We start from the raw sequence: 25,230 nt of genomic DNA, 5'->3' as shown, positions 1-25,230 counted from the left end.
CGGTCGCTCCACTGCGACCACCCCGGGAACCGAGAGCCATCAGACAGATAGACCGCCGTGGACAGGTTCGCGTCTGAAGTAGCGGCCAGCGTACGGCCTGAAACGGGGGCCAGGGAGACTGCCAATAGCACGAGCACGGCCGTGCCCCATGTTCGAAGCTTGAGCATAAGCTCACCTTCCGCGGTAATGCGCGACCTGGGCCATCTGGTGGTAGCCGGAAGGGCCGACGTGCTCGCGGAGCTGACGCATCTGATAGATGAGGTGCGGGATCGGAACACCCGTGGGGTGAGTGGGCGCTCGGGTTGGCCTATCGGATGCGCCCTCTGGTGCCCAGGCCTAGCGCTGGCCACTCTCTGTATGTCTACAAGTAAAAGGCAGGCCGGTCCACCACGCCACAGCAGCAACAGGGGAAGCGGCCACATCCAAGGTGATCAAACCTCTATGGAGGCAGTCTTGAGGTGGTCCTGGGACTCGTAGAGGTTGAGGTGGTGGTCCCCTACCTGAAACCTGCCCTGCGTACGCCTCGGTGTCTTCCCGGACAACCCGTTGATAGGGGACCACCGTGACCAAGCGGTACCAGAAGAACGTCGAGACGAACCATGGCACCGGGCACGGACCGGTGGTGTCGGGCGGGCGCCGGGTGCCATCAACCGGCCACGGATGCGCGCCATCGACGGCTCGGCCAGCTCCGTCGCACGCCAAGTGGATCTTGCTGGTCAGACCGCCGCGGGACCGTCCGAGCGCCGGGTTGCGGAGCCCCCTTTTCGGACTCCGGCCGCGTGCTGGTGGGCGCGGACGACGGTGGAGTCGACCGACACCAGCCACTCAATGTCTCCCGCGGCATCCGCCCGCGCCTGCGCGGCCCGGAGCATCCGGTCAAAAAGCCCCGTCCGCTGCCCACCTGCGGAAACGGGTATGGAGGCTGGCCCACGGCCCGTATCGCTCAGCCCGTCCCGCCACGCCACCCCGGTCCGGAACTTCCACACGATCCCGTTGAGGACTGTCCGGTCGTCCAGCCGTGGTCGCCCCGGCGCAGGCCGGGGCAGCAACGGCTGCACGAGTTCCCACTCAGCGTCGGACGGTTCATGGCGGCGTACCACCACTCCATGATCACTTTGACGACAGAACCTAGCTCCGGTCCGGGCGCAGTTCGATGTGGTCGGGGGCCAGGTCCACCGCCACGCGGTGCTCCATGCCCAGCGCCTCCAGGAACTTCGGCGGGAGCTGGACGCGCCCCGAGCGGTCCAGGACGACGTACTCGCGTTCGCTGATCGATTCCTCGCCGTGCTCGTCGGTGACGAGCCGGCGCAGGACCTCGCTGCTGGTGCGGCCGTCGCGGATCGCGACGGTGCGGCGGACCTCGCCCGCCACCATCGGGTCGTGCGTCACGATGACCACGGTCACGCCGAGTTCCTTGTTCACCGTGCGGAAGGTCTCGAAGACCGCCCCGGCCGTCTCCGAGTCCAGTTCGCCGGTGGGTTCGTCGGCGAGCAGCACCTTGGGGTCGTTCGCCATCGCCACGGCGATCGCGACGCGCTGCTGCTGGCCGCCGGACAGTTCCGCCGGGCGCCGGTGCGCCAGGTCGCCTATCCCGAGGGCCTCCAGGATCTCCGCGACCCGGGCGGCCCGGCGGGCGCCCGCGCCGCGGCGGGGGCTGTCGCCCTTCAACTGCATCGGCAGGGCGACGTTCTGGGCGGCCGTCAGGAAGGGCAGCAGGTTGCGGGCCGTCTGCTGGAAGACGAAGCCGACCGCCTCGCGCCGGTAGCGGAGCCGGTCCCGCGCCGACAGTTCCAGCAGGTCGTAGCCGGCGACCGCGGCGCTGCCCGCCGTCGGGACGTCCAGGCCCGCCAGGATGTTCAGCAGGGTGGACTTGCCGCTGCCGGAGGCGCCGACGAGGGCCATCAGGTCGCCCTGGTCGACCGTCAGCTCCAGCCCCTGGAGGGCCTGCACCTCGATGCCGTCCTGGCTGAAGATGCGGACCAGGCGGTCGCAGGCGATCGCGGCGTCCGCCGCCGGGGTGCGGGGCTCCGCGGCCGCCGTCGCCCGGCGGCGGAGCTCCTCGTACGTCGGCTGGTCGGTGTTCAACGCTGGTCTCCCGCTCTCAACTCGGTGGTGATCTGCCGTCGCCCGGATGTCGCCGCCTCGACGAACACGGCCGCGGCGACTAGGGCGGCCAGGCCCAGGGCCTGGGTCAGTACGGGCCCCGCCGTGAGCCGTACTCCGTTCGGCACCTGCGCGCCGACCAGCGTGGACAGGTCCATCGCGGGGCCCAGCAGGGCCACCGCGGCCGCCGCCACCAGGGCTCCGCCCAGCGTCGCGGCCAGGGTCTGCGGCAGGGTTTCGGCGAGGATCAGCGCGACGCCCTGCCTGCGGCGCAGCCCCATGGTGCGCAGCCGGGCCAGCAGCGCCGCGCGTTCCGGCACGGTCCGCATCAGCGTCAGGAGTACGGCCAGCAGAGCGAAGCCCGCCGCCCCGGCCACGGCGGCCCAGAAGAGGCGTTGTGCCGAGCGCTGGAGCGGATCGGCTCCGAGCTCGGTGACGGCCTCGGCGCTGGTGCTGACGGGGTACACCTCGTCGGCCGGGACCGGGGCCGGGCCCGCGGCGGAACCGGAACCCGGGATCGGCGCCGGGGCCGGGGAGGGAGTCGCGGACGGCGCGGGGAGCCTGGACCGGACCAGCGCGCGCAGCCGGTCCCCGTCGACGGGGCCGAGGCCGAACCACCGGTTGGGGTGGTCGGCGCCGCCCATGAGGGCCGTCGTCGCGGCGCCCGCCGGCAGGACCACGGTCGCGGCGTCCCGGGCCGGACGGGCCGGGGTGCATTCGATCACGCCCACGACCCGTGCCCGTAGCTGGCCGCCCTCGCCGGGCAGCACCGTGTACGTGCCGCCCTGCGCGGCCTGCCCGGCCAGGCCCGCGCTGAACAGGGCGGGCACCGGGGCGTCGGCGGGCTGTGTGCCAGGCGTGGCCAGCAGGGCGGGGTCGAAGGAACCGCAGCCGAGGACCCGGGACAGCTCCGCGTACGCCGCCGGTTCGGCGACGACGACGGTGACCTGGCTGGAACGCTGGGTGGTACCGAGGACCGACGAGTCGTGGTCGATCCACAGTGGTACGGAGGTCCGTACGCCCGGCAGCTCGCCCGCGGCCTTGGCCAGCCCCTGCGGGAGCGGGGACTTCCCGTAGGCGGAGATCGCCGCGTCGCCCCCGACGTTCAGCCGGGCCACTCCCAGCCGGGAGGAGTCCACCGACTCCAGGACGGCGGCGCCGAATCCCCCGGTGGTGATGGCGAGGAGCAGCGCGACCATCGGCAGGACGGAGGGGCCGGTGCGGCCGCGGGCCCCGGTGCCGGTGGACGCCGGGCCGCGGGCGGCCCGGGCGAGTCCCAGGAAGCCGACCAGTCCGGAGCGGCGGCCGGCCGCCCGGGCGAGCCAGCCGGTCACCACCGGCTGGAGCCGGGCCAGCAGCAGCCCGCCGCACAGGGCGAGCAGCAGCGGAGCCGCGATCAGCAGCGGGTCGAGGTCGCTGCCGGGTGGGGCCACCCCGCGGCGGCGGACTTCCAGTACGGCGGCGGCGGTGGCGACGAGGACGAGCAGTTCGGCGACGGGCCTGCGCCACCGCCCGGCCGGGCGGGCCGGTGACAGCAGTACGGCCGCCCGCACGGGAAAGGCGAGCAGGGCGAGCAGGGCGACGGCCGCGGCCGAGAGCAGGGCGGGTGCGAGCCGGGGTGTGGGCAGCAGCAGGACGGCCAGTGCGGCCGCGGCCGCGGCCGCCGGGAGCACGGTGACGGCGCCCTCGCCGAGGAGCCGGCCGACGATGGCGGCGCGCGAGCCGCCGCGGGCCAGCAGCAGCCGCAGTTCGGCGTCACGGCGGTCGGCGGCGAGTGCGCCGGCCAGGCACAGGACGACGAAGGCGACGCCGCCGACCCCGGCGGGTCCGATCGCGGCGAGCGGCGCGGCGGCCTGGGTGCGGACGCGGGCCTGTTCGAACAGCTCGGGCAGCCACGAGGTGGTGTGCAGCCGGGCGCGGCCGGTCTCCCGGGCGAGGGCGGCGGCGGTGGGCCCGGCGATGTACGAGGCCACCTCCTCCCGCGTGGCGTCGAGCCGGTCGGCCCGCAGCCGGCCGACGTCCACCGGCAGCCGCCAGAAGTCCTCGGCGGTGCGGCTCCAGGTGGCCATCCGGTCGAGGTCCCCGGTCCCGACCAGGGCGTCGGCGTGCCAGGAGAGGTTCTCCCCGTCGTAGTGCTCGCAGGCGCGGGCGAGGCATCCCAGGTTGTCCACCCAGAAGTCGTCGGTCTCGTCGAGGACCGCGAAGAGGCCGACGACCTCGACGGAGGGAGTGCCGTCGACGCGGGTGGCGCTCTTCAGGACGGATCCGACGCGGGCGCCGAGGGTCGCGGCTGCCTTCTGCGACAGGACGACCTGCAGGGGCGCCATCTCCCCGGGGGCGCCCTGGGGCGGGGCGGTGGGTGTGCTGCTCGGCCAGCGGCCCTCCGCCAGCTTGACGTGCGACTCCGCCTGGCGGACGTGCAGGAGGTTCATCGCGGGCGGGTTCCCGGACGGGCGGGACAGTTCCGGGTTCAGCAGCGGCTGCCGCTTGGTGGTGCGCGTGCCGTGGACCGTCTCGTCGGGGTCCACGCGGAAGGTGGACCCCGTGGGGGCGAGGAGTTTCTCCAGCGTGGCGTCCAGGGCCTGGGCGCTCTGCCCGGTCTCCGGGGCGGGCGCGGTCACCTGCAGGCTGGTCTTCGTCGATCCGCTGTGCTCCAGGAAGGACCGCAGGGCCTGATCGGCGCCCCGGTCCTGGGCCCGCGGCAGCGCGGCGGCCAGCAGCACGGCCGCGAAGGCCAGCGCGGCGCCGAGCAAGGTGCCCAGCGGCGCCGCCCGAAGCCGGGTCCGGACCCAGGGCGCGGGCCGCGGTGCGGCGGCCGACGACGTCGCGGCGCTCGACGACGGCGGGGTGGCGGACGGCGGGGTGGCGGACGGCGGGGTGGTCACATCTCCTCCACGGGACGCAGCCGGGCGGCGATGTCGCGGCCCCGGGGGCCGCTGAGCGCGGCCGGCAGCAGGGGAACGGCTGCGATGGCGGCGACCGTCAGTACGGTCTGCCAGAACGGCATGTCCACATGTACGGGCGGGAAGGGCCGCCCCGCGGCGGGTGTGAGCACGACCAGGGGCGCCATCAGGTGGATGAGGGCGATCCCCAGCCCGGTCCCGACCGCGGTCCCGATGGCGATCAGCACCCCGCCCTCGGCGGCGGACGCCAGGGCGAGCGAGCGGCGCGGGGTGCCGAGGGCGAGCAGGACCGAGAACTCCCGGCCGCGCACCCGCCGTTCGGCAGCGGTGGAGGTCGCGAAGCCGATGGCCGCCAGGACCGCGCAGGCGGCGGCGAGGGCGGCCAGCGCGCTCTGCGGGCCGGCGCTCAGCGGGTCGTCGAGCAGCCGCTCGGTGATCTCCTCCCGCAGTTGGACGCGCTCGATGCGGGCGCCTGCGCGCAACTCGGCGGCCGCGCGGGCCGGTACCGGATCGGCGGCCGAGGCTGCGGGCAGCCACCATTCGGTGGGCGAGGCGGGCTGCCGGCCGGTGGACTCCAGCAGGAACCGGCCGAGTACGTGCAGGTCGACCGCGAGCGCCGACCGGCCTGCCACGGGGAGGGAGTCCACGGAGGCGGTGATCCGCATCGGGACGCTGGCGCCGTCCAGCGTGACGGGGACCGTATCGCCCACGGAGGCGCCCAGGGACCGCAGGTAGCGGGTGGTGGCGACGGCCGGGACGGCCTGGGCGGGCGGTGCGGCCGGCGCCGGGAACAGCACGGTGTTCACGCCCTGCAGGGTGCCGAAGCCGCCCCAGTAGCGCAGCCGCACCAGCTCGGTGGAACCGTCCGGGACCGGGGTCGGCTCGGGGGCGCGCGGGGAGCCCGCTCCCTGCAGGGGCGAGGAGCGCCAGCCGCCGGTGGCCGCGGGTGCGGGGACGCTCGCGGCGGCCCCCTCGGCGGTGTCGGAGACGGCGATCCCGCGCACGGTCAGTTGGCTGCCGTCGCCCGGATGGTCGCCGTCCCCGGCGTACGAGAGGCGTATCCCCGCCAGGGTCAGCGGGGTGGCGGCGGATCCGACCGGGGCGCCGGTCAGCGCGTCCAGGAGGAAGGGCAGGGTGGCGTCGCCGCCTGCGGGCAGGGTGACCGAGGCCGTTCCGTAGGTGGCTCCGAAGCGGTCGCGCAGCAGCAGGCTCACGGCCGCCCAGCTGATGCCGGAGGACCGTACGGACACGGCGAGGTCGATGCGGCGCGGAGAGCCGGGCAGGGCGATGCCGGGGCCGGCGGGGGCCGGGTCCGTTCCTGCGGCGAGCGGTGCGAAGAGCTCGCGCATCGTGCGCCCGTCGCGCAGGTCCGCGCGCAGCGGGACCCGTTCGCCCACCTTGGCGGCGTCCAGCGCGACGATGTCGGCGGGGTGGCCGTCGGGCAGCTTCTGCTCGCGGCGGACCACCGGGACGAGGCGGTCGCCGCCGGGCAGGGCGGCGTAGCGGCCGCCCTGCCCCATCGGGGACATGCTGCTGCCGGAGATCCGCAGGCCGCCCGCGGTCGCGAAGTCGGCCTGGTCGCGCTGGGAGGCGGACCAGGCGGCGTGCTGGCCGAGGGCCAGGATCCCGCTGGAGACGGCGAGTACGAGCAGCAGCACGGGCCCGGTGGCCCGGCCGGGTCGTCGGGCGAGCTGCCAGCCGAACAGGGCCGGCGCCAGGCTCCGACCACGCGCCGCCAGCCGTCCTCCGGCGCGCGCGGCGAACGGCAGCAGCCGCAGGACGAGCAGGGTGCCCGCGCAGAGGGCCAGCGCCGGGGCGGCCACCAGGACCGGGTCGATGCCGAGCCCGGAGGAGTCGGGGGCGGGGGCGTCCGTACCGCCGTACTGCGCCAGCTGCTGGTAGCCGAGGACGGCGAGGACGACGACGGCCAGGTCGACGCCGGACCGGGCGGCGCCGGTCACCAGGGCCTGCCGGCTGCCCACGCGGCGCAGTACGGCGGCGGAGGCACCGCGCAGGACGGAGGGCAGCGTGGTCAGCAGGACGCAGGCCAGGGCGCAGCCGGCGGCGACCGGCCAGACCAGCCAGGTGTCCGGTATCTCCAGGTGTACCCGCCCGAGCGGGCCGAACCGGCCGAACAGCCGGAGCAGGGGCGGTGTGAGCAGCGGGGCCAGGACGGCTGCGGGCAGGGCGAGCAGCAGTGACTCGGCCGCGGTCAGCGCGCCGAGACGGCGGCGGGAGGCTCCGCGCGCGGTGAGAAGCACCCGCTCCGGTTCCTGCCGGACGGTCAGGATGTGGGCGACGAGCAGCAGGGCGGCGGTGGACAGGACGGCGAGTTGGAGCGCGCCCATCAGGAGGGTGGAGCGGGCGACGACCGTGCCGGCCCGCAGCTCGGCCAGCAGTTTCGGCAGTTCGGTGGCGGTCCGCAGGGAGCTCGCGTGTTCGAGGGCGGCGCCGGCGGGTTCGGTCGCGGCGCGGACGGCTTCGGCCTCGGAGCCGCTGACCGTGCGCAGGTCCGGGGTCAGCAGCGTGAGGCGGTGGTTCTGCAGGAGGCCGCCCGTGGTGAAGGCGCTGTCGTCCACCAGGAGCGGGCCGTAGATGGCGAAGGTGTCGGCCTGGACCTCGCGGCCGCCGAGCGGGTCGAGCCGCCAGTACGCGGCGTCGGGGTCGGCGGCCCGGTACACGCCGGTGACCAGCACGGTCAACGGCGGCCCGCCGAACCGGTCGTCGAGGCGGACCGGAGCGGGCAGTGCGGATTCTGCGAGGCCGAGCCGGGCCAGCGCCGCGCGCGGCACGGCCACCTGGGTCGGGGCCGCGGGGGCGGCGGCACCGGTGGGTGCGGCGACCGGACCGGGCCACTGGCCGGCGAGCAGTTCTACGTGGTCCCGGCCCAGGGCGGCGAGCACCGTCAGGTCGGCGTCGCGGCCGGAGCCGGCGGCGCCGGGGAGCCCGTAGGACCGGCTGCGGGCCACGCTCTCGGCGGCCACCGGCAACCGTCCGAACACCTCGTCCGCGAAGGTCCGTACGGACCTGTCGTCCTCGGCGCGGGAGGATGCGGGACGGCCGCTGGTGATCACGACGGTGGTCCGGGGCTGTTCGGCGCCGGTGAGGGCCCTGCGCAGCCCCTCCTCGCCCACCCCTCGGGTGAACGCCGTCAGGGCGGTCAGCGTGGTCGCTGTGATCAGTACGGTGAGCAGTACGGCGACCGCGAGCGGCCATCGCCCGCGCAGTCGGCGCACGACGAAGCCGAGCACGTCTTGAATTCCTCCCCCGTCCGGACCCTCGGTACCGGATAGCGGACGATGCTTTCAGAAATGGTCGATCGAGGGAAGGGGCTTGCGTGATTGGTGCGGCAGATGCGCAAATGCGATCAGAAAGCTGCAACGGCAGGGTGTGCGGGACGAGGGGCCGGGCGCCCCACACGGACAACGCGACGGGGGAACAGACGCGATGAGGGACCACCAGGAACAGGAACCGGCCACGGTCGCGACGGCGGTGCGGGAGGGCGACGGCTCGCCGATCGTGGTGGTGGACGACGTGCACCACAGTTTCGGCAGCGGGCCGCAGGCCGTGCACGCCCTGCGCGGCGTCTCGTTCGAGGTCCGCCGCGGCGAACTCACTGCCCTCAGGGGCCGGTCGGGCTCCGGAAAGACCACCCTGCTGAACCTCGTCGGCGGCCTCGACACCCCGACCGGCGGCCGGATCACCCTCGACGGCACCGACCTGGCGGACCTCGACGAGCCGGGCCTGCTCGCCCTGCGCCGCGACCGCATCGGCTTCGTCTTCCAGTCCTTCGGCCTGATACCCGTGCTCACCGCCGCCGAGAACGTGGGCGTGCCGATGCGGCTGCGCCGCGTCCCCGCCAGGATCCGCGAGGAGCGGGCCCGGACCCTGCTCGCCCTGGTCGGGCTCGCGGACCACGCCGAGCAACGCCCCGGCGAACTCTCCGGCGGCCAGCAGCAGCGCGTCGCGGTGGCGCGCGCCCTGGCCAACGACCCCGACCTGATCATCGCCGACGAACCCACGGGCCAGCTGGACTCGGAGACCGGCCGCTCGGTCATGGAGCTGCTGCGCGCCGTGGTGCGCAGCGAGTCGGTCACCATCCTGGTCGCCACCCACGACCCGAACCTGATCGAACTCGCCGACCGGGTCGTGGAGCTGCGCGACGGCCGCATCGTCGACACCGGCGCGTGAGCCGGTGGCCGGGCACGCCCCGGCGTCCGCGCAGCCCGGAGCGGGCCGCCGCAGGCTGCTGACCAGGAGCGACCGGGTGTGTACCGGGAGCGCACCGGCCGCGGCGTCCCGGAGCGGTCCCGCAGGATCGACCATACGATGGGCGGGAACCGGCGCGGGCGGCTCGCCGTGCCGCCTGCCCAGAGCACTCGGGGTGGAGACGACGTATGGCACAGGCCGCCGACGCAGCGCGGACCGTCATCCTGACCGTGGACGACGATCCGGGAGTCTCCCGGGCCATCGCCCGTGACCTGCGGCGCCGCTACGGCGCCGAGTACCGGATCGTGCGCGCCGAGTCCGGCGACTCCGCGATGGAGGCGTTGCGCGAGCTGAAGCTGCGGGGCGACCTGGTGGCCGTGATCCTGGCCGACTACCGCATGCCGCAGATGAACGGCATCGAGTTCCTCGAACAGGCCCTCCAGGTGTACCCGGGTGCGCGGCGCGTGCTGCTGACCGCCTACGCCGATACCAACGCGGCCATCGACGCCATCAACGTCGTCGACCTCGACCACTACCTGCTCAAGCCCTGGGACCCGCCGGAGGAGAAGCTCTACCCGGTCCTGGACGACCTGCTCACGGCCTGGCGCACCAGCGACTACCGGCCGGTACCCGCGACCAAGGTGGTCGGGCACCGCTGGTCGGCGCGCTCCTCGGACGTACGGGAGTTCCTGGCCCGCAACCAGGTGCCGTACCGCTGGTACTCCTCCGACGAGCCGGAGGGGCAGCGCCTGCTGGAGGCGGCCGGGGCGGACGGGCAGCGGCTGCCCCTGGTGATCACGCCGGAGGGCACCGCGCTGATCGAGCCGGAGGCGCCCGAGCTGGCAGCCCACGTGGGGCTCGCGACGACGCCGACGGCCGAGTTCTACGACCTCGTGGTCATCGGCGGCGGCCCGGCCGGCCTCGGCTCGGCGGTGTACGGGGCCTCGGAGGGGCTGCGTACCGTACTGGTCGAGCGGTCGGCGACCGGCGGTCAGGCCGGCCAGAGCTCCCGCATCGAGAACTACCTCGGCTTCCCGGACGGCGTGTCGGGCGCCCAGCTCACGGACCGCGCCCGCCGCCAGGCCGGCCGGTTCGGCGCCGAGATCCTCACGGCGCGCGAGGTCACGGGGCTGGAGGTCAACGGAGCGGCCCGCGTCGTCCACTTCTCGGACGGCTCGGCCATCGCCGCCCACAGCGTCATCCTGGCGACCGGCGTGTCGTACCGGCAGCTCCACGCGCCGGGCTGCGACCAGCTGACCGGCTGCGGGGTGTACTACGGCTCCTCCCTCACCGAGGCGACCTCCTGCCAGGGCCAGGACGTGTACATCGTGGGCGGCGCCAACTCGGCCGGGCAGGCGGCGATGTACCTGGCGCGGGGCGCCAAGTCGGTGACGCTGCTGGTGCGCGGGGAGTCCCTGGCGGCGTCGATGTCGTACTACCTGATCCAGCAGATCCAGGAGATGCCGAACATCACGGTGCGCACCCGGACGGTCGTCGAGGCCGCGCACGGCGACGGCCACCTGGAGCAGCTGACGCTGCGGGACGTGGACAGCGGTGCCACCGAACTCGTCGACGCGCAGTGGATGTTCGTGTTCATCGGCGCCGCCCCGCTGACCGACTGGCTGGACGGTACGGTGCTGCGCGACCAGCACGGGTTCATCCTGGCCGGACCGGACCTCACCCCGGACGGTCGGCCGCCGGCCGAGTGGGAGCTGGACCGGCCGCCCTACCACCTGGAGACCAACATTCCCGGCGTGTTCGTGGCGGGCGACGCGCGCGCCCAGTCCGCGAAGCGCGTCGCGTCCGCCGTCGGCGAGGGGGCCATGGCCGTGATGCTCGTCCACCGGTATCTGGAGCAGTCATGAGCGGACAGGTCATGCCGTGCAGCCCGCAGGAGATCGGCTCGCTGTTCCTGTTCGAGAAGCTCACCCCGGAGCAGCTCGGACGGTTGTGCGCCGAGGGGCGGGTGGAGCGGTTCGAAGCCGGCCCCGTGTACACCGAGGGCTCCCCGGCCACCTGCTTCTACGTGATGATCGAGGGCACCGTCGTGCTGTTCCGCCGGGTCGGCGGCGACGACGTCGAGGTGAGCCGCACCTCGCAGCGCGGTGTGTACGCGGGGGCCATGCAGGCGTACCTGGGCGACCAGGTGCCGCAGACGTACACCAACTCGATGCGGGTCACCGAACCGACGCGGTTCTTCGTGCTGCCCGCGCAGTCGTTCGCGGACATCATGCAGGAGTGGTTCCCGATGGCGGCGCACCTGCTGGAAGGGCTGTTCTTCGGCTCCAAGAACACCCAGCGGGCGATCGGGCAGCGTGAGCGGCTGCTGGCGCTCGGATCGCTGTCCGCCGGTCTCACCCACGAGCTCAACAACCCGGCGGCCGCGGCCGTCCGGGCCACGGCGACGCTGCGGGAACGGGTCGGCAAGATGCGGCACAAGCTGGCCCACATCTCGCAGGGCCAGTACTCGCGCGAGGTGATCGCCGACCTCATCGAGATGCAGGAGCGCACCGTCGAACGCGTCGCGAAGGCGACGGCGCTCAGCCCCCTGGAGGCCTCCGACCGGGAGGACGAGCTCGCCGACTGGCTCGACGACCACGACATCGCGGAGGGCTGGCGGATCGCGCCGGTCTTCGTGCAGGCCGGACTGGACACGGACTGGCTGGACCAGGTCGCGGCGGCCGTGGCGGAGGAGATCCTGCCGTCGGCCATCGGCTGGCTCAACTACACGGTCGAGACCGAGCTGTTGATGGATGAGATCGACGATTCCACCACCCGCATCTCCCACCTCGTGGACGCGGCCAAGCAGTACTCGCAGCTCGACCGCGCCCCGTACCGGGTCGTCGACGTCCACGAACTCCTCGACAGCACTCTGCTGATGCTGTCCGGCAAGATCGGCTCCCGGGTGCGGGTGGTCAAGGACTACGACCGCTCCCTGCCCGACGTGCCCGCCTACCCCGCGGAGCTCAACCAGGTATGGACCAACCTCGTCGACAACGCGGTCTTCGCCATCGGGAGCACGGGCGGCGAGGGCACGCTGACCGTCCGCACGGCGCGCGAGGGCGACCGTCTGATGGTGGAGTTCCGCGACACCGGACCCGGCATCCCGGCGGACATCCGCAGCCGCATCTTCGACCCCTTCTTCACCACCAAGCCGGTCGGCGAGGGCACCGGACTCGGCCTCGACATCTCCTGGCGGATCATCGTCAACAAGCACCACGGCAGCCTCCAGGTCGAGTCCGCCCCGGGCGACACCCGCTTCCAGGTGCTGCTGCCGCTGACCGCCCCGGACCCCGCGAACGAGACCGCCGCAACCGAGACCGCCGCATCCGAGATTGCCGCGACCGCTACCGCCGAGGAGCCCGCATGACCGACATGAACGGTATCGACCCGAGCACCCCGCCCACCGGAACCGGCTGCGTCGAGTGCGACGAGCTCGGCGGCTGGTGGTTCCACCTGCGGCGCTGCGCCCAGTGCGGCCACATCGGCTGCTGCGACTCCTCCCCCGCCCAGCACGCCACCGCACACTGGAAGTCCACCGGCCACCCGCTGGTGCAGAGCTTCGAGCCGGGCGAGGAGTGGTTCTGGAACTACGACACCGACGCCCTGTACGACTCCGGACCCCGGCTGACCCCGCCCAGCGACCGCCCGGCGGACCAGCCGACCCCCGGCCCGGCCGACCGGGTCCCCGAGGACTGGACCCGGCGCCTGCACCGCTGACCTGCGACTACCGGTACCGCTACCCCGCCCACCACGACCGGGGCACGGAGCACGTTCCTGCGGTTCATCCGCTGGTCCCTTCCGAGCATGTGCCTGCATGCGCTCCGCACCAGGAGTCGGGGCCGCGGCCGGCCGGGTTCCCGGGCCGGGCTGTGGCAGGCACCACACCCCGCCCGGACCCGCCCGCCGGTGCTCGCTAGCGCCTCGGGCCCGCGACGGCGTAGGCCGTGGTGCCCGCGACGGCCAGGACGAGGGCCGTCCAGACGCCGGCCGTCGTGCCGGGCGGGAGCAGCATCCAGGTCAGCACCTGCGTCGCCGGGTCCGGGGCGGGCGGGACGACGAAGGACAGCGACAGCGACGCGAACGGCGGGATCCACGCGTACGGACCGCCGCACCAGGCCGCTCCCAGGGCGACCAGCCCCATCAGCCCCGCGCTGTTGCGCACGACGAGCGCGGTGGAGGCCGGCTGCCCTTCCATCGTCTGCACCGCCAGCAGCACCGCGCCGATCAGCATCCCGCAGAGCAGTACGTGCACCGCCCTGCGCGGCACCCAGCGGATCGCGGCCGTGCGGTCCAACGCGAGGTCCTGCCCGCCGAGTCCGACCGCGAGCGCCGTCGCGCCCGCGGCGAGGGCGAGCGTGGACAGCCGCGGATCCACGGGCCCGCCTCCGCCGATCCGGGCGAGTGCCCCTACGGCCACCGCGCTGATCAGCACCGCGGCGAGCGATGCGGGGGCCCGTCGCGAGCGGGCGTACAGCGTCAGCCATCTCACCGGGACGCCCCGCCGGTCAGCGCGCCGAGCGGGTCGCCCGAGCAGGAGACGGCGGCGGCGTGCAGGGCGGTGATCCCCTGTCGCTGCTCCGCCCTGGGAAGCGCCATGAACTGCTTCCACACGGGGTCGGCGACGGCGGCCTGCTCGCTCGGGTCGTGCATGGTGCCTTCGAGCGGCCGGAGCTCCCCGAGGACCCAGGCGGCCGCGATGCTCTGGGCGACGGCCTCCTCCAGCGTGCCGCTCTCGGTGTCGCTGCGGGGGCGGCACAGCGGGGCGATGCCCTGGCCGACCAGGGCCCGGGTCAGTTCCTCGCCCTCGGCGTCGCCGATCGCCGCGTCGTCGAAGTCGACGAGCACGTACGCGCGCGACCGTTCCGGCGTATCGCCGAGCGCCCGCGGGACGGTGGTCTCGCGGAGGCCGACCGGCGCCCGGTCCCCCAGTGTCTCGCGCAGCAGGCGCAGTGCCTCCGCGCCGGGAGCCTCCAGGTCCTCCATCCGCGCCCGCTGGGCCGTCGTCACGCACACCGGGCCCTCGCACACGAGGGTTGCCGCCTCCCGGTCGACCACGTACGTGGCGCGGGGGTCGGCCGGGAACTGGAGCAGGGCGACGGCCGCGCCCGCCAGCAAGGGGGTGAGGGCGAGCAGCCGGGCCCGCGGGGTGGCGGCCGCCAGCAGCACGAAGCCCGTCACGGCCATGCCGAGAAGCCAGATGGTCTGGCCGAGGTGCACGGGGGCGGAGAGCGTGAGGAGCGTTTCGCGCGCCTCCGCCACCGCCGGTGACAGCAGCGAGAGGCGGTTCGGTACGGCGGAGGTCGGCGTCGCGGCGTCCGAGGTCTGCCGCAGGAGGCTGGTGAGCAGGAAGGCGCCCACGGCCAGGGCCGGCGGGGTGAGGGCGGAGGGCACCGTTCGCGCGATCCCCATGCCGAGGACGGCCCCCGCCGTCAGTGCGAGCGCCCCCACCAGGGAGATGGGCAGCCAGCCGAGGTGGGTGTACGTGGCGTCGCCGGCGAGCACCCGCACCGCGCCCAGCACGACCAGGAGTGCGAAGGACGACACCAGGGCGAAGGCCGTCGTGCCCGCGAGGGCGGCGGCGCGGTGCCGGGCCGGCCGCGGGGTGCTGATCAGCAGTTCGGACATCTTCGAGCGGTGGTCGCGCAGGCCCTGGAGCGCCCCGAGTCCCACGGCGAGCGGCCACAGGAAGACCAGCGGGTACCGGGTCCAGAGGGCCATGGAGGTCCACTGGGCCGTCCACAGCGCGGTGCCCCTCCACCACGGTCCGGGAACGAGGTACAGGAACGCGAGCGCGGTCGCCAGAACGACGATGCCGGCCCAGGGGGCGACGGACCGCCTCAGCTCGATGCCCAGGATACGGAGGTTCACCAGGCGCCCCTCGTCCGCGCGGGGTCGACCAGCAGCGCCGAGTAGCCGCGTTCCAGCGGGCTGTCGCCGTCGTGTTCCGGGCCGCCCGCCGCGGCCAGCTCGCCCGGGGTGCCCTGGAAGACCAGCCTTCCCTCGGCGAAGAGCACGACATCGGTGCAGGCCGCGGCGACGTCCTCCACCAGGTGGGTGGAGACCACCACACAGGTGTCCGTCCCGAGTTCCTGGAGCAGTTCGCGCAGGCGCAGGCGTTGTGCCGGGTCCAGGCCGACCGTCGGTTCGTCCAGGAGCAGGACCGCCGGGTCGTTGACGATGGCCTGGGCGATGCCGGCCCGCCGCACCATCCCTCCCGAGAGGGCCTTCATCCGCTCGTCGGCCCGGTCGGCCAGGCCGACCCGCTCCACGGCGCGCTGCACCGCACCGGGGATGTCGGCCGTGGGGACCTCCTTCAGCCATGCCATGTACTCGACGAACTCCCGTACCGTGAAGCGCTTGTAGTAGCCGAACTCCTGCGGCAGGTAGCCGATCCGGCGGCGCAGCGCACGGTGCTCGCCCAGTGCGCCCACAGCTTGGCCGAGCAGTTCCAGCTCGCCCCCGGCGGGACGCAGCACGGTGGCCAGGGCGCGAATCAGGGTGGTCTTGCCCGCGCCGTTGGGACCGAGCAGACCGTGTACTCCGGTGCCCAGCGACAGGTCGAGCCCGTCGACGGCCATCCGCTTCCTGCCGGCCCTGACCTTCAGTCCGGTCGCCCGGATCTGCCAGGCGTAGGCCGTGGGTGCGAGGTCGGCCCTGCTGACTGTCGGCTTCATGCGGTTCCTTGTCTTCGACGGGTTCAACGGTGGGCTCCCGGCGTGGTGTAGGCGCCCCTGCGGACGATCACGACGGCGACGCCGAGCGCGAGGACCGCCCCCCACACCGGCATGCCGTCCGTCCCGAGGGCGACGGCCGTCCGGCTGGTGGCCAGGGTCGGCGCCACCACCACCGCCGCCCACGCGGCCACCAGTACGGCGGCGGCGCGGGACACGCCGATGACCCCGCCGAGCGCCAGGGTCGCCGAGGTGAAGGCCAGGCAGGGGAGCAGCCATTGAGCGGCCGTCACCCCCGTCGCCCATCCCCCCGCCAGCAGTGCGGGGATCACCACGGCGAGTACGGAGGCGGTGCGCCGCAGCACGAGTTGCAGCCCGGCCCTCGGGGTGGAGGACGTCAGCTCGTACGCCGGGTCCAGGGCGCGCGACCACGAGGCCGCCACTCCGCACACGGGCAGGACCGGGGCGAGCAGCAGCATCAGGGACACCCGGCCGGAGCCGGAACCGACTCCGGAGCCGGGCCCCGTCAGGTCGAGCAGCAGGGCGAGCAGGGTGACGGCCAGGACCATGGCGAGCCACGGCGTCATGGCGGGTGTGGTCCAGGCCGACAGCCGTGCCAGCAGCCGGCGCGGCGGCGCCTGGGGGGCGGTGGCGATGTGGTGTTCGAGGTCGGACCAGACGGCCTCGGTCAGGGCGGCCACGGCGGGCGCCCCGGCCGTGACGGCGTCCGAGAGCCGGTCACGGCAGACCCGGCACCCCTCCAGGTGGGCCTCCAGGGCCCAGAGCTCGTCGGCGGCGAGATCCGTCCCGCCGCGCGCGTAACCGTCGATCAGCCGTGCCGACGCGTGTTCCACGTTCATGCCAGCGCCTCCCGCATAGCCGTCCGGGCCCGGCGGGCGCGGGTCTTGACCGTTCCTTCGGGCAGTCCGAGGAGGACCGCGGTCTCACGGACGGAGAGTCCGTCGAGCACCATGGCCTGCAGTACGTCCCTGAGCTCCGGCGCGAGGCGCCGCAGCGCGTCCCCGACGTCACCGCCGACGGTGGCGACCAGCGCCTCCTCCTCGGCTGCGGGCGCGACGGGGTACGGGGCGGCGGCGGGCGGCGGCTGCGCGTGGTGGGCCCTGCGCCGGAACGCGTCGACGAGGCGGCGGGCGGCGATGGTCCAGAGCCAGCCGACGGCCGTTCCGCCGGTCCCACTCCCGCTCCCGGTCCCGGCGAAGGAGCCGGCGGCCCGCCACACCGCGAGGTAAGTCTCCTGCATGACCTCGGCGACGATCTGCTGGTCGGCGCAGCGGCGGCGCAGCCGCACCGCCAGCCACGGCGACGTGCGCCGGTACAGCTCCTCGAAGGCGGCCCGGTCTCCCCGGGCCACCCGTCGTAGGAGACGTTCCTCGTCCAGTTCCTGCGGCGCTGCCGCCCCAACCCGTTTCACACCTGCTAGACGTGCGGCCGGGGCAGCAGGTTTTCCCCAGGAGGTGATCCGGGTCACACCACGGGTGGGCCGTGGTACAGCCCCTGGGCGGCTACGGGTGGCGCCGCGGCTCGCCGGTCACTGCCCGAACGAGCCGTGCCGACCGGCACCCGAGGCGAACCGGCCCGCGCCCGCCTGCGTTTCGCCCGCTTCCAGTGGCACCAGGCCGTGCCGGTGCTCCCCCGCCAGGGCCTCGGCCTCGGGCAGTCCGTGCTGCTCCAGGACGGACAACCGGTCGTGGCGCAGGCAGATCTGCGGGAACCCGGCGATCTCGCGGGCCAGTTCCTCCGCCGCCGTCCGCGACCGGCCCGTGGGGACCAGCCGGTTGGCCAGTCCGATCCCGTGCGCCTCGGTCGCGCCGACCGGACGAACGCCCGGAACGCGTCGGCCAGTCGCTCGGCCGTCGGGCCGTCCACGGCATTGCGCACCCCCGACCTGCTCAGGATCACCGTGTACACGGGGCCGTCCCGCTCCACCCGCACCGAGGCCTGTTCGTCCGCCATACCGCACCCCTCCCGCTCGCCGGCCTCCATTGTGGGACCCGGCCCGTCACCTCTCCATGCTCCGCCGCCCGCAGTCGTAGGGATACTGATCTTCATGCATGCCAACGTCACCGCCGCCCTCGAACGCGCCGCCCTGCACCGGACGCGCTTCGACTCCCGCTTCGAGCAGTACTTCGACGGCCTCGGCGAGCGCTTCGACGTGCCGGTGCCGAGCCGGTACGTTCCCCGGTGCCTGGAGCTCCTGCGGGAGTTCTCCATGCGCGGCGGCAAGCGGCTGCGGGTCGTCCTGCTGTACGAGGCGGCCCGGCTGGTCACCACCGACGAGGTGCCGGGGCTCGCGGAGGCGGCACTGAGCATCGAACTGCTCCAGACGCACGGGCTCGTCCACGACGACATCATCGACGACGCGCCGCTGCGCCGCGGCGGGCCCTCGACGTACTACGCCTACCGCCGGGAGTTCCCCGACCACGGTGCCACGGCCCTCGGGCTCGCGATACTCGCCGGGGACCTCGCCGCGTTCCTGTCCACCCAGGTCCTGCTGGAGGCCGAGGCTCCCGCCGAGCTGCGCCAGGCGCTGCTCGCCGTGCACACCCGGACCGCGGCGGAGACGGTCGCCGGGCAGCTCGCCGACCTGGAGCGGGACTCGCACGCGCTGCCCGACGAGGAGTTCCTGCACACCGTCACGGACTTCAAGAGCGCGCGCTACTCGATCCTCGCGCCACTCACGATGGGTCTGCTGGCCGCGGGCGGGGACCCGGCGCCGCACCGTGCCCGACTGCACCGGTACGCCAGGCTGGTGGGCATCGGCGAGCAGATGCGCGACGACTTCCTCGACCTCTTCGGCCCGTTCGGCGACGACCCGGCGGACGAGGCGAAGTCCACCGGGGCCGACATCCGCTCGGGCCGCCGCACCTACGCGGTCCGCGCGCTCCTGGCCGCCGCGACCGGGGCCGAGGCGGCCCTCGTCGAGGCCGCGCTCGGCGATCCCGACTGCCCGCAGGCCACTCTCGGCCGGATCAGGGAGATCGCCCGCGGCGCCGGCGTGGACCGGCGGCTCAAGGCGGAGATCCGGCGGTACGCGGAGGAAGCCTCCGCCGAGGCCGCGTCCTGGGGGCCGTACTGGCGGGAGGAGGCGGTGGAGTTCTTCCGGAGCCTGCCGCTGTGGCACGTGGCCCGAATGTCCTGAGAACGGTCACCCGACGCGGGCACCTTCGCCGACGCGTTCGTCGGCGAAGGTGCCCGCGCCTTCGTCGGCGCCCTCGTCGAAGCCCTTGCGGAGCAGCCGGACGGCCAGGGTCACCTCCCAGGCGAACACGGGCAGGGCGGCCAGCGACCCCGCCACCGAGACCTGCTCGTAGATCCCGAACAGCACGGCCGTCGCCGAGGCGCAGATCATCGCCCCGCCGACCAGTCCGAGGACCGCGATGTACCGCGGCACGAGCCGCGCGGTGTACATCAGGGCGGCCAGCACCAGGGTGTTGGCGCCCAGCACGAAGTTCGGCCCGAACAGGAACGTCCAGTCGTGGAAGGCCACCAGCGCACGGCCGGCCGTGACCAGGGAGGCGCCGTCGGCGCCCGCCGCGCCCTCGGCCTGCCTCCTGAGGGTCACGACCGACAGCACGCCGATGATGCCCATGACGATGACGGCGGCCTCCAGCAGGCGGCCGCAGACGTAGCCGACGGCGGCCCCTTCGTTCCGCTTCCGCAGGACCGGGTACAGCACGGCCCCGGTGCCCGTGACCGCCAGGGCGAGTACGAATTCGCACAACGCCCCCAGGAACACCCGTGTGTCGGCGCCGGGACCGATGACGTACGCGGCGTCGTGCAGGACGGGACGGTAGAGCGCGAGGCCGCCGATCGCGGCGACCTCGGTGACGAGGAACAGCACTCCCGCGACGACCGCGGTTCTCCTGGTTGAGCTCATGCGGAACGGACCCCCCTCAAAAGGTGTACGGCGTACACCTGGCAGCTGCCGCTCACCCTAGGTGTACGCCGTACACTCGTCAAGGCGGGATGCACCCGCGCCGCCGTCCCGGGAACGGATCGAGGGAGAAGCCCACATGCCCGAGCAGCCGCAGGAACCACGCCGGACCCCCCTGAGCCGGGACCGGGTGCTGCGCGCCGCCGTCGCCTTCGCCGACGGCTCCGGCATCGAGGCGCTGAGCATGCGCCGACTCGCCCAGGAGCTGGGCGTCGTACCGATGGCGCTCTACAAGCACGTGGCCAGCAAGGAGGAGTTGCTGGACGGCATGGTGGAGGTCGTCGTCGCCGGGATCGGGGGCCGGGCCCCCGGATCCGACTGGAAGAGCGCGGTCCGCGGGCGGATCCTCGGCGCGCGCGGCGCCCTCCTCGCACACACCTGGGCGGCCCAGGTGATCCGTTCACGCAGCGGCCCGACCCCGGCCGTACTCGCCTACCTGGACTCCGTGATCGCGATGTTCCGGGCCGGCGGCTTCTCCCTCGACCTCACCCACCACGTGATGCACGCCCTCGGCAGCCGGGTGCTGGGCTTCACCGAGGAGCTGTTCGACGACCCGGCGAGCACCGCACCGCAGGACGAGCGGGCGCAGGCGGCCGCGTACGAGGAGATGGCCCGGCGCTACCCCCACGTCACCGAACTGGCCCGATCGGTGGCCCACGACCGGGGTTCCGTCATCGGCCCGGGCTGCGACGACGCGTTCGAGTTCGCATTCGCGCTGGACCTCCTCCTCGACGGATTCGAGCGTCTCCACGCGCAGGGCTGGAACTCCACCCCCTAGATCTGGGCCAGCTCGCGCACCGTGGCCATATCGCTGAAGGGGAGCAGCTTTTCGCCGACGATCTGGTGCGGTTCGCTGCCCTTGCCGGCGATCAGGACCGTGTCGTCGGGGCCCGCCGCGGACAGGGCGAAGGCGATCGCCCGGCGGCGGTCGGCGTAGCGCCGGAAGGGGGTGCCGGTCGCCGTGAGGCCGGGGGCCACCTGGTCCAGAATGGCCTCGGGATCCTCGTTGCGGGGGTTGTCCGAGGTCAGGACGCAGAGGTCGGAATGGGTCCCGGCGATCCGGCCCATCTCGACCCGCTTGGAGGTGTCGCGGTCCCCGCCGCAGCCGAAGACCGTGATCACCCGGCCGCGGGCGAAGCCCCGGATGGTGGTCAGGACCTTGTCCAGGGAGTCCGGCGAGTGGGCGTAGTCCACGATCACCGACGTGCCCAGCGGGGTCCGGAAGCGTTCCAGCCGGCCCGGGACCGGCGGCATCCGGTCGAGCGCGTCGACCAGGGCGCCCAGCTCGTGCCCCAGCACGTGGCAGGCCGCCACGGTAGCCAGCGCGTTGGCCACCGAGAAGCGGCCGGGGACGGGAATCGAGGCCGGGTAGGCGCGTCCGTCGTGATGGAGGGTGAACCGCGTGCCCGAGGCCGTCACCACGAGGTCGGTGGCCCGGTAGTCGGCCGGACGGTCCAGGGCGTACGTGGTCACCGCCCCCGGCATCATCGACACGATGCCCGCGCCCACCGGGTCGTCGACGTTGACCACCGCACGCCGGCACAGGCCCTGGAAGAGCCGCAGCTTGGCGTCCCGGTAGTCCGCCATCGTCCCGTGGTCGTCCAGATGGTCCTGCGTGAGGTTGGTGAAGACCCCGACGTCGATGAACGTCCGGTCGATCCGGTGCGTCAGCAGTGCCATCGAGGTGGCCTCCAGCACCACGCCGGCGGCTCCGCGGTCGCGCATGCACCCCAGCAGGTACTGCAGGTCGGGAGATTCCGGTGTGGTCAGCACCGATGGCGGCATGGGGATCGGCTCGTCGCCGATCCGGCTCCCGGCGGTTCCGATCACCCCCACGCTGGAGCCCTCGGCGATCCGCAGGACGGACTCGACCATGTACGAGACGGAGGTCTTCCCGTTGGTACCGGTGATCGCCACCATGTCCATGTGCCGCCCGGGCTCGCCGAAGTAGCGGGAGCTCACCACCGCGGCGGCCGTCCGCGTGTCGGGGACCCGCACGGTGCAGGTGCCCGGGGGCCATGCCGCGGCCGGCAGGTCGGGTTCACGGCCGTCGACGAGTACGGCGGCGGCGCCCCGGGCCAGCGCGGGCGAGACGGCGCCGGGGCCGCCTTCCCGGTGCCCGGGTACGGCGATGAAGAGCGAGCCCGGCGTCACCCGGTCGGCGTCGAAGGTGGTTCCCGCGGTGATCAGCGTCGTGTCCGGATCACCCTGGAGAACGTGGTGCTCCTGCCCGGCCAGCAATGCGCTCAGCTTCACAATGATCCCTTCGAGGGGGCTCGGGCCCGGGCGTGCGGCCGTAGCCAGGCGGCAGCGCCGGCGGCATGCCGGGAAGCTGCTGTGGTGATGTGGAGCGGAGGAGACGGAGGCGCGAAGCGCTAGCCGTGGCCGTGCAGAGCCGTACGGCGCGTCTTGGGCGCTACGGCGAGGGCCGTGCCGGCCGGGTCGACGAGGGTCGCGACCCCGGCGGTCGGGCGCATCCCGAAGGCGGCCTGCTGCAGGCACTGCCTCGAGGAACGTGTGCGACCCATGGGCCGAGTGTACGGCCCGCAGGGCGGCCCGGGGATCGCCCCGGGCTCGGCCGACAGGATCCGGAAGTGAAGGCCCAGGCGTCTCTCCCGGTGCGGGCGGTGCGGGCGGTGCGGGCGGTGCGGGCGACGGCTCCCCGGCCGGCCGGGGAAGCGGAACGGGAATCCCGGAATGCCGGATGGCAGGACGGCCGCCGGGCCATACTGCACGGGGACAGGCGAGTTGAGGGATCGACCCCGGACCTTGAGCGGTGCGGACGGGCCCGCTCGGTGAAAGGGCGTACATGAGCGACACCATCAAGATGAGCGTTCCCGGTGAGCTCGCGGAGCTCCTGGTCGCCGAGGGGCACGCCACGCCGACCCGCGGCCGGCGCAGCTCCCAGTGGGGGCTCGACGGGGACTTCATCACGGGGACCGCGACGGTCATCGCCCTGCTGCAGGCCCCGCAGACCATCGCCTACCTGGCCGGAGCCATCCGCTCGCTCGCGTCCCGGCGGCGGGCCGGCCGCCCGGACGACCGCGCCAGGATGTACGTCGAGGCCATCGGCCCGCACGGCCAGATCCGCTTCGACGGGGAGGCTACCGTGGAGGAGATCGAGCGACTGCTCCAGCGGACGATCCTTCCCGCGCAGAACGTCGACCGGGCCGCCCTCCGCGACACCGACACCGACGCCGTCTGACCGCCACGCCATGGGCACCTGGCGCAGCCGTTTCGAGTCGCTGGTCGTCACCGCGGTCCGCCGCCACCTGGAAGTGGACCTGGTGACCGACCTGGAGGACGTCGACGCCACCGACGTCCGGGCCATCACCAGGCTCTACCAGGTGCTGGACCGGCGTCCGGTGTACTCGGTCGGACTCGACCACATCGTCGAGACCGTCGATCAGCACTACGCCCGCGCCTCGCCCAAGCCGCTCACCCGGCGCCTCCTGGCGTCGCTCCTGGACGAGACCGGCGGGCACTTCGAGGAACTGGGCCGTGCGCAGGAAGCCGAGCAATGCCGCCGGATCGCCGCCGAGCTGGCGCCGGGAGGGCCGGACCGGACGATCCTGTACCTGGTGTCCGCGATCTCCAGCCGGCAGCAGCTGTACGTCCTCGGATCCCTCACGGTCGACGCCGTCCTGCGCGCGCTGCTCCACGAGGTGGGCCGCAGCGGCCGGCGGATCCGCCGCGCGAAGATCCTGGGCGCCGTCGCCTACGCCGCGCACACGACGGGCAACGCCGAACGCCTCCGGGTCGCGGTGGAGGCGCTGGCTGCGGCCGCCGACACACCCGGCTACCGGGCCCTCGTCACCTACTACCGCTCCCGCGTGCTGATCGCCGGCGGCCGGGTCGACGAGGGGCTGGCGGCGGAGCGGGAGTTCTCGCGGGCGGCTGCCGCGATCGGCCCGAAGGACCGTGCCCATCAGCTGGTGGCCTCCGCCCTGGCGAGCACCACGCCGCATGACAGCGCCATGGCCCGCGCCTCCGAGGCCGCCCTGCGGGGCGACCACGTGGGGGCGTCGGGATGGTACGGGCAGAGCGCCGAGGAGCTGCCCGCCGGCCCCTTCAGGTCGGCGATGCGCCTGTTCGCCGAGGCGGCGCGGGTGCAGGGCGGTCTGCTGCCCTCGGCGAACGCCCTCCGGGAGTGCCTGTCCCGGCTCTGCGCCGACGATCTCTTCGCCGCCCGCACCGTCACCGACGTCGAGCTGCTCCTCACGGGCCTGCTGATGAGGGCCGTCGATCTCCACGAGGCGGGCCACGACGCGGAGATCGTCGCCGAACTCGCCGACTTCCTGGGCGAGTTCCGGGGCGGCACCGCCGTCGGCCGCCCCCAGGACAGCGGCGCCTACGACACCGACGCCCGCGCGGACATGACCCTCGTGGACTTCCTGGCGCGGACCACGGCACCGGTGACGCCGGCCGAGATCACGCACGCCCTCCCCGGGCATCACGTGCTCTGGGTGAACGTCACCGGTGCGGAAGTCGGTGAGCACTGCCTGACGGTCGTGACGCTCCGTCCCTCGCACCCGGTACCGCTCGTGCGGCGCACCCACGTATCGGCGGCCGACGGCAAGGCGCTGGCCCAGTGCCTGGGCGAGGACTCCGAGGACGCCCCCGCCGAGGCCGTCCGGCGGATCTCCCGCCTGTTCTTCGCCGACGTCGATCCCGATGCCGCGGGCGCCCGCATCCTCGTGGTGCCCGACTCGGTCACGTGGGCGATGCCCTGGAACGAGCTGGCGCCGGACGGCGCCGCGGACCTGACGATCAGCATGTCCGCGGGCGCGGCGCTGCGCACCCGGCCCGCCCCGGCGGTCGTCGTGCCCCGGGTGATCGGGATCTTCGATGAGACCGAGCTCAAAGGCTCCCGCCTCGAAGCCCGGGCCCTGGAGCAGCTGGCCGCCCAGGGGCACATCCGCTTCACCCGGGTGCACTCGCTGGCCGAGCTCCACGACGCGCTGGAGGCGGCCCCGTACGACATTCTCACCGTCAGCGTGCACGGCACGCAGAACGACGGCTTCGAGTACCGCATGCTGCTGCCCGACGGCCCCTCCTCGCCGGCCGCTCTGCTGCGGCTCGGACTGCCCCGGGTGGTCGTCCTCGGCTGCTGCTGGTCTGCCAAGTCCACCGAGCGCGCCGATACCACGGCCGCCGCGCTGTCCTGCCTGGTGGCCGGTGCCTCGCAGGTCGTCGGCGGTCTCTGGGCCATCGACGACGAACTGGCCGGACGCCTGCTGGCCGACACCTACGACCGGCACCTGCGCCGCGGCGTGCCCCTGCCGCAGGCCCTGCGCCAGGCCCACCTGGCGCTCCCGCCGGACCTGCGCCCCGGGGCGGCCGGCCTCGCCTTCATCGGCCGGGGCTGATCCGGACGACCGCTGCC

At 73.9% G+C, this 25,230-nt stretch carries 19 protein-coding genes and 2 pseudogenes; 8 read left to right on the top strand and 13 right to left on the bottom strand.

Going from position 1 to position 25,230, the window contains the following annotated elements:
• Nucleotides 1-678 precede the first annotated feature (678 nt).
• The 4 genes and pseudogenes from IE257_RS16350 to IE257_RS38935 form a co-directional block, all read right to left on the bottom strand.
• Nucleotides 679-1,100, bottom strand: a pseudogene (locus IE257_RS16350) (IS5 family transposase); the annotation flags it as partial.
• Between the two features lie 28 nt (nucleotides 1,101-1,128).
• The gene (locus tag IE257_RS16345; RefSeq protein WP_189969161.1) at nucleotides 1,129-2,085 is read right to left on the bottom strand and encodes an ABC transporter ATP-binding protein; all 957 of its coding nucleotides are present in this window, start codon (nucleotides 2,083-2,085) and stop codon (nucleotides 1,129-1,131) included.
• Nucleotides 2,082-4,988, bottom strand: a complete 2,907-nt coding sequence (locus tag IE257_RS16340; RefSeq protein WP_189969159.1) for a hypothetical protein — start codon at nucleotides 4,986-4,988, stop codon at nucleotides 2,082-2,084. Before IE257_RS16340 ends, IE257_RS16345 begins: the two co-directional genes overlap by 4 nt.
• Nucleotides 4,985-8,257, bottom strand: coding sequence for an FtsX-like permease family protein (locus IE257_RS38935; protein ID WP_189969157.1), 3,273 nt, complete (start codon nucleotides 8,255-8,257; stop codon nucleotides 4,985-4,987). The genes IE257_RS16340 and IE257_RS38935 overlap by 4 nt, the downstream gene beginning before the upstream one ends.
• A gap of 196 nt (nucleotides 8,258-8,453) precedes the next feature.
• On the opposite strand from IE257_RS38935, the gene IE257_RS16330 reads away from it, so the two are divergent.
• The 4 genes from IE257_RS16330 (at nucleotide 8,454) to IE257_RS16315 (ending at nucleotide 12,935) form a co-directional block, all read left to right on the top strand.
• Nucleotides 8,454-9,197 (top strand): ABC transporter ATP-binding protein, encoded by a 744-nt coding sequence (locus tag IE257_RS16330; RefSeq protein WP_189969154.1) that lies wholly within the window; start codon nucleotides 8,454-8,456, stop codon nucleotides 9,195-9,197.
• Nucleotides 9,198-9,403: 206 nt separating this feature from the next.
• A complete protein-coding gene (locus IE257_RS16325; protein ID WP_189969151.1) occupies nucleotides 9,404-11,080 on the top strand; it encodes an NAD(P)/FAD-dependent oxidoreductase in 1,677 nt (558 codons plus the stop codon).
• Nucleotides 11,077-12,585 carry an ATP-binding protein gene (locus tag IE257_RS16320; RefSeq protein WP_229920400.1) on the top strand — a complete coding sequence of 503 codons (1,509 nt, stop codon included), beginning with the start codon at nucleotides 11,077-11,079 and terminating at the stop codon, nucleotides 12,583-12,585. Before IE257_RS16325 ends, IE257_RS16320 begins: the two co-directional genes overlap by 4 nt.
• Nucleotides 12,582-12,935, top strand: coding sequence for a UBP-type zinc finger domain-containing protein (locus tag IE257_RS16315; protein WP_189969148.1), 354 nt, complete (start codon nucleotides 12,582-12,584; stop codon nucleotides 12,933-12,935). Before IE257_RS16320 ends, IE257_RS16315 begins: the two co-directional genes overlap by 4 nt.
• 196 nt (nucleotides 12,936-13,131) lie before the next feature.
• Here IE257_RS16315 and IE257_RS16310 read toward each other — a convergent pair whose 3' ends face one another.
• The 6 genes and pseudogenes from IE257_RS16310 to IE257_RS16285 form a co-directional block, all read right to left on the bottom strand.
• Nucleotides 13,132-13,707, bottom strand: a complete 576-nt coding sequence (locus IE257_RS16310) for a hypothetical protein (protein WP_189969146.1) — start codon at nucleotides 13,705-13,707, stop codon at nucleotides 13,132-13,134.
• Complete coding sequence (locus IE257_RS16305; RefSeq protein WP_189969144.1) at nucleotides 13,704-15,086, bottom strand: hypothetical protein; 1,383 nt, start codon at nucleotides 15,084-15,086, stop codon at nucleotides 13,704-13,706. The genes IE257_RS16310 and IE257_RS16305 overlap by 4 nt, the downstream gene beginning before the upstream one ends.
• Nucleotides 15,083-15,892: an ATP-binding cassette domain-containing protein gene (locus tag IE257_RS16300; protein ID WP_189969142.1), complete on the bottom strand. Its 810-nt coding sequence runs from the start codon at nucleotides 15,890-15,892 to the stop codon at nucleotides 15,083-15,085. Before IE257_RS16300 ends, IE257_RS16305 begins: the two co-directional genes overlap by 4 nt.
• Nucleotides 15,893-15,915: 23 nt before the next feature.
• Nucleotides 15,916-16,749, bottom strand: a complete 834-nt coding sequence (locus IE257_RS16295) for a zf-HC2 domain-containing protein (RefSeq protein WP_189969141.1) — start codon at nucleotides 16,747-16,749, stop codon at nucleotides 15,916-15,918.
• Nucleotides 16,746-17,261: an RNA polymerase sigma factor gene (locus IE257_RS16290; protein ID WP_229920399.1), complete on the bottom strand. Its 516-nt coding sequence runs from the start codon at nucleotides 17,259-17,261 to the stop codon at nucleotides 16,746-16,748. Before IE257_RS16290 ends, IE257_RS16295 begins: the two co-directional genes overlap by 4 nt.
• Nucleotides 17,262-17,438: 177 nt before the next feature.
• A pseudogene (locus tag IE257_RS16285) lies at nucleotides 17,439-17,729 on the bottom strand (Clp protease/crotonase-like domain-containing protein); the annotation flags it as partial.
• A gap of 228 nt (nucleotides 17,730-17,957) precedes the next feature.
• On the opposite strand from IE257_RS16285, the gene IE257_RS16280 reads away from it, so the two are divergent.
• The gene (locus IE257_RS16280) at nucleotides 17,958-19,049 is read left to right on the top strand and encodes a polyprenyl synthetase family protein (RefSeq protein WP_189969137.1); all 1,092 of its coding nucleotides are present in this window, start codon (nucleotides 17,958-17,960) and stop codon (nucleotides 19,047-19,049) included.
• Nucleotides 19,050-19,055: 6 nt separating this feature from the next.
• On the opposite strand, the gene IE257_RS16275 is transcribed toward IE257_RS16280, so the two are convergent.
• Nucleotides 19,056-19,787, bottom strand: a complete 732-nt coding sequence (locus IE257_RS16275; RefSeq protein WP_189969135.1) for a DUF4386 domain-containing protein — start codon at nucleotides 19,785-19,787, stop codon at nucleotides 19,056-19,058.
• A 136-nt stretch (nucleotides 19,788-19,923) separates the two neighbouring features.
• On the opposite strand from IE257_RS16275, the gene IE257_RS16270 reads away from it, so the two are divergent.
• Nucleotides 19,924-20,622: a TetR/AcrR family transcriptional regulator C-terminal domain-containing protein gene (locus tag IE257_RS16270; protein WP_189969133.1), complete on the top strand. Its 699-nt coding sequence runs from the start codon at nucleotides 19,924-19,926 to the stop codon at nucleotides 20,620-20,622.
• Here the strand turns inward: IE257_RS16270 and IE257_RS16265 are convergent.
• Together IE257_RS16265 and IE257_RS16260 are read right to left on the bottom strand one after the other, a co-directional pair.
• On the bottom strand, nucleotides 20,619-22,100 hold the full coding sequence (locus tag IE257_RS16265; protein WP_189969131.1) for a UDP-N-acetylmuramoyl-L-alanyl-D-glutamate--2,6-diaminopimelate ligase: 1,482 nt from the start codon (nucleotides 22,098-22,100) through the stop codon (nucleotides 20,619-20,621). The two genes, IE257_RS16270 and IE257_RS16265, sit on opposite strands and share 4 nt — an antisense overlap.
• Nucleotides 22,101-22,219: 119 nt before the next feature.
• Nucleotides 22,220-22,372, bottom strand: a complete 153-nt coding sequence (locus tag IE257_RS16260) for a hypothetical protein (RefSeq protein ID WP_189969129.1) — start codon at nucleotides 22,370-22,372, stop codon at nucleotides 22,220-22,222.
• A gap of 281 nt (nucleotides 22,373-22,653) precedes the next feature.
• Between IE257_RS16260 and IE257_RS16255 the strand changes: the two genes are divergently transcribed.
• Both IE257_RS16255 and IE257_RS16250 read left to right on the top strand, forming a co-directional pair.
• Nucleotides 22,654-23,049: a hypothetical protein gene (locus IE257_RS16255; protein ID WP_189969126.1), complete on the top strand. Its 396-nt coding sequence runs from the start codon at nucleotides 22,654-22,656 to the stop codon at nucleotides 23,047-23,049.
• A gap of 10 nt (nucleotides 23,050-23,059) precedes the next feature.
• Nucleotides 23,060-25,213 carry a CHAT domain-containing protein gene (locus IE257_RS16250; protein ID WP_189969125.1) on the top strand — a complete coding sequence of 718 codons (2,154 nt, stop codon included), beginning with the start codon at nucleotides 23,060-23,062 and terminating at the stop codon, nucleotides 25,211-25,213.
• Nucleotides 25,214-25,230: the final 17 nt, after the last annotated feature.

Source organism: Streptomyces avidinii, assembly GCF_014650695.1.
Classification (GTDB): domain Bacteria; phylum Actinomycetota; class Actinomycetes; order Streptomycetales; family Streptomycetaceae; genus Streptomyces; species Streptomyces avidinii.
The sequence above is the reverse complement of the archived record's forward strand: the minus strand, read 5'-3'. Positions and strand labels throughout refer to the sequence as shown.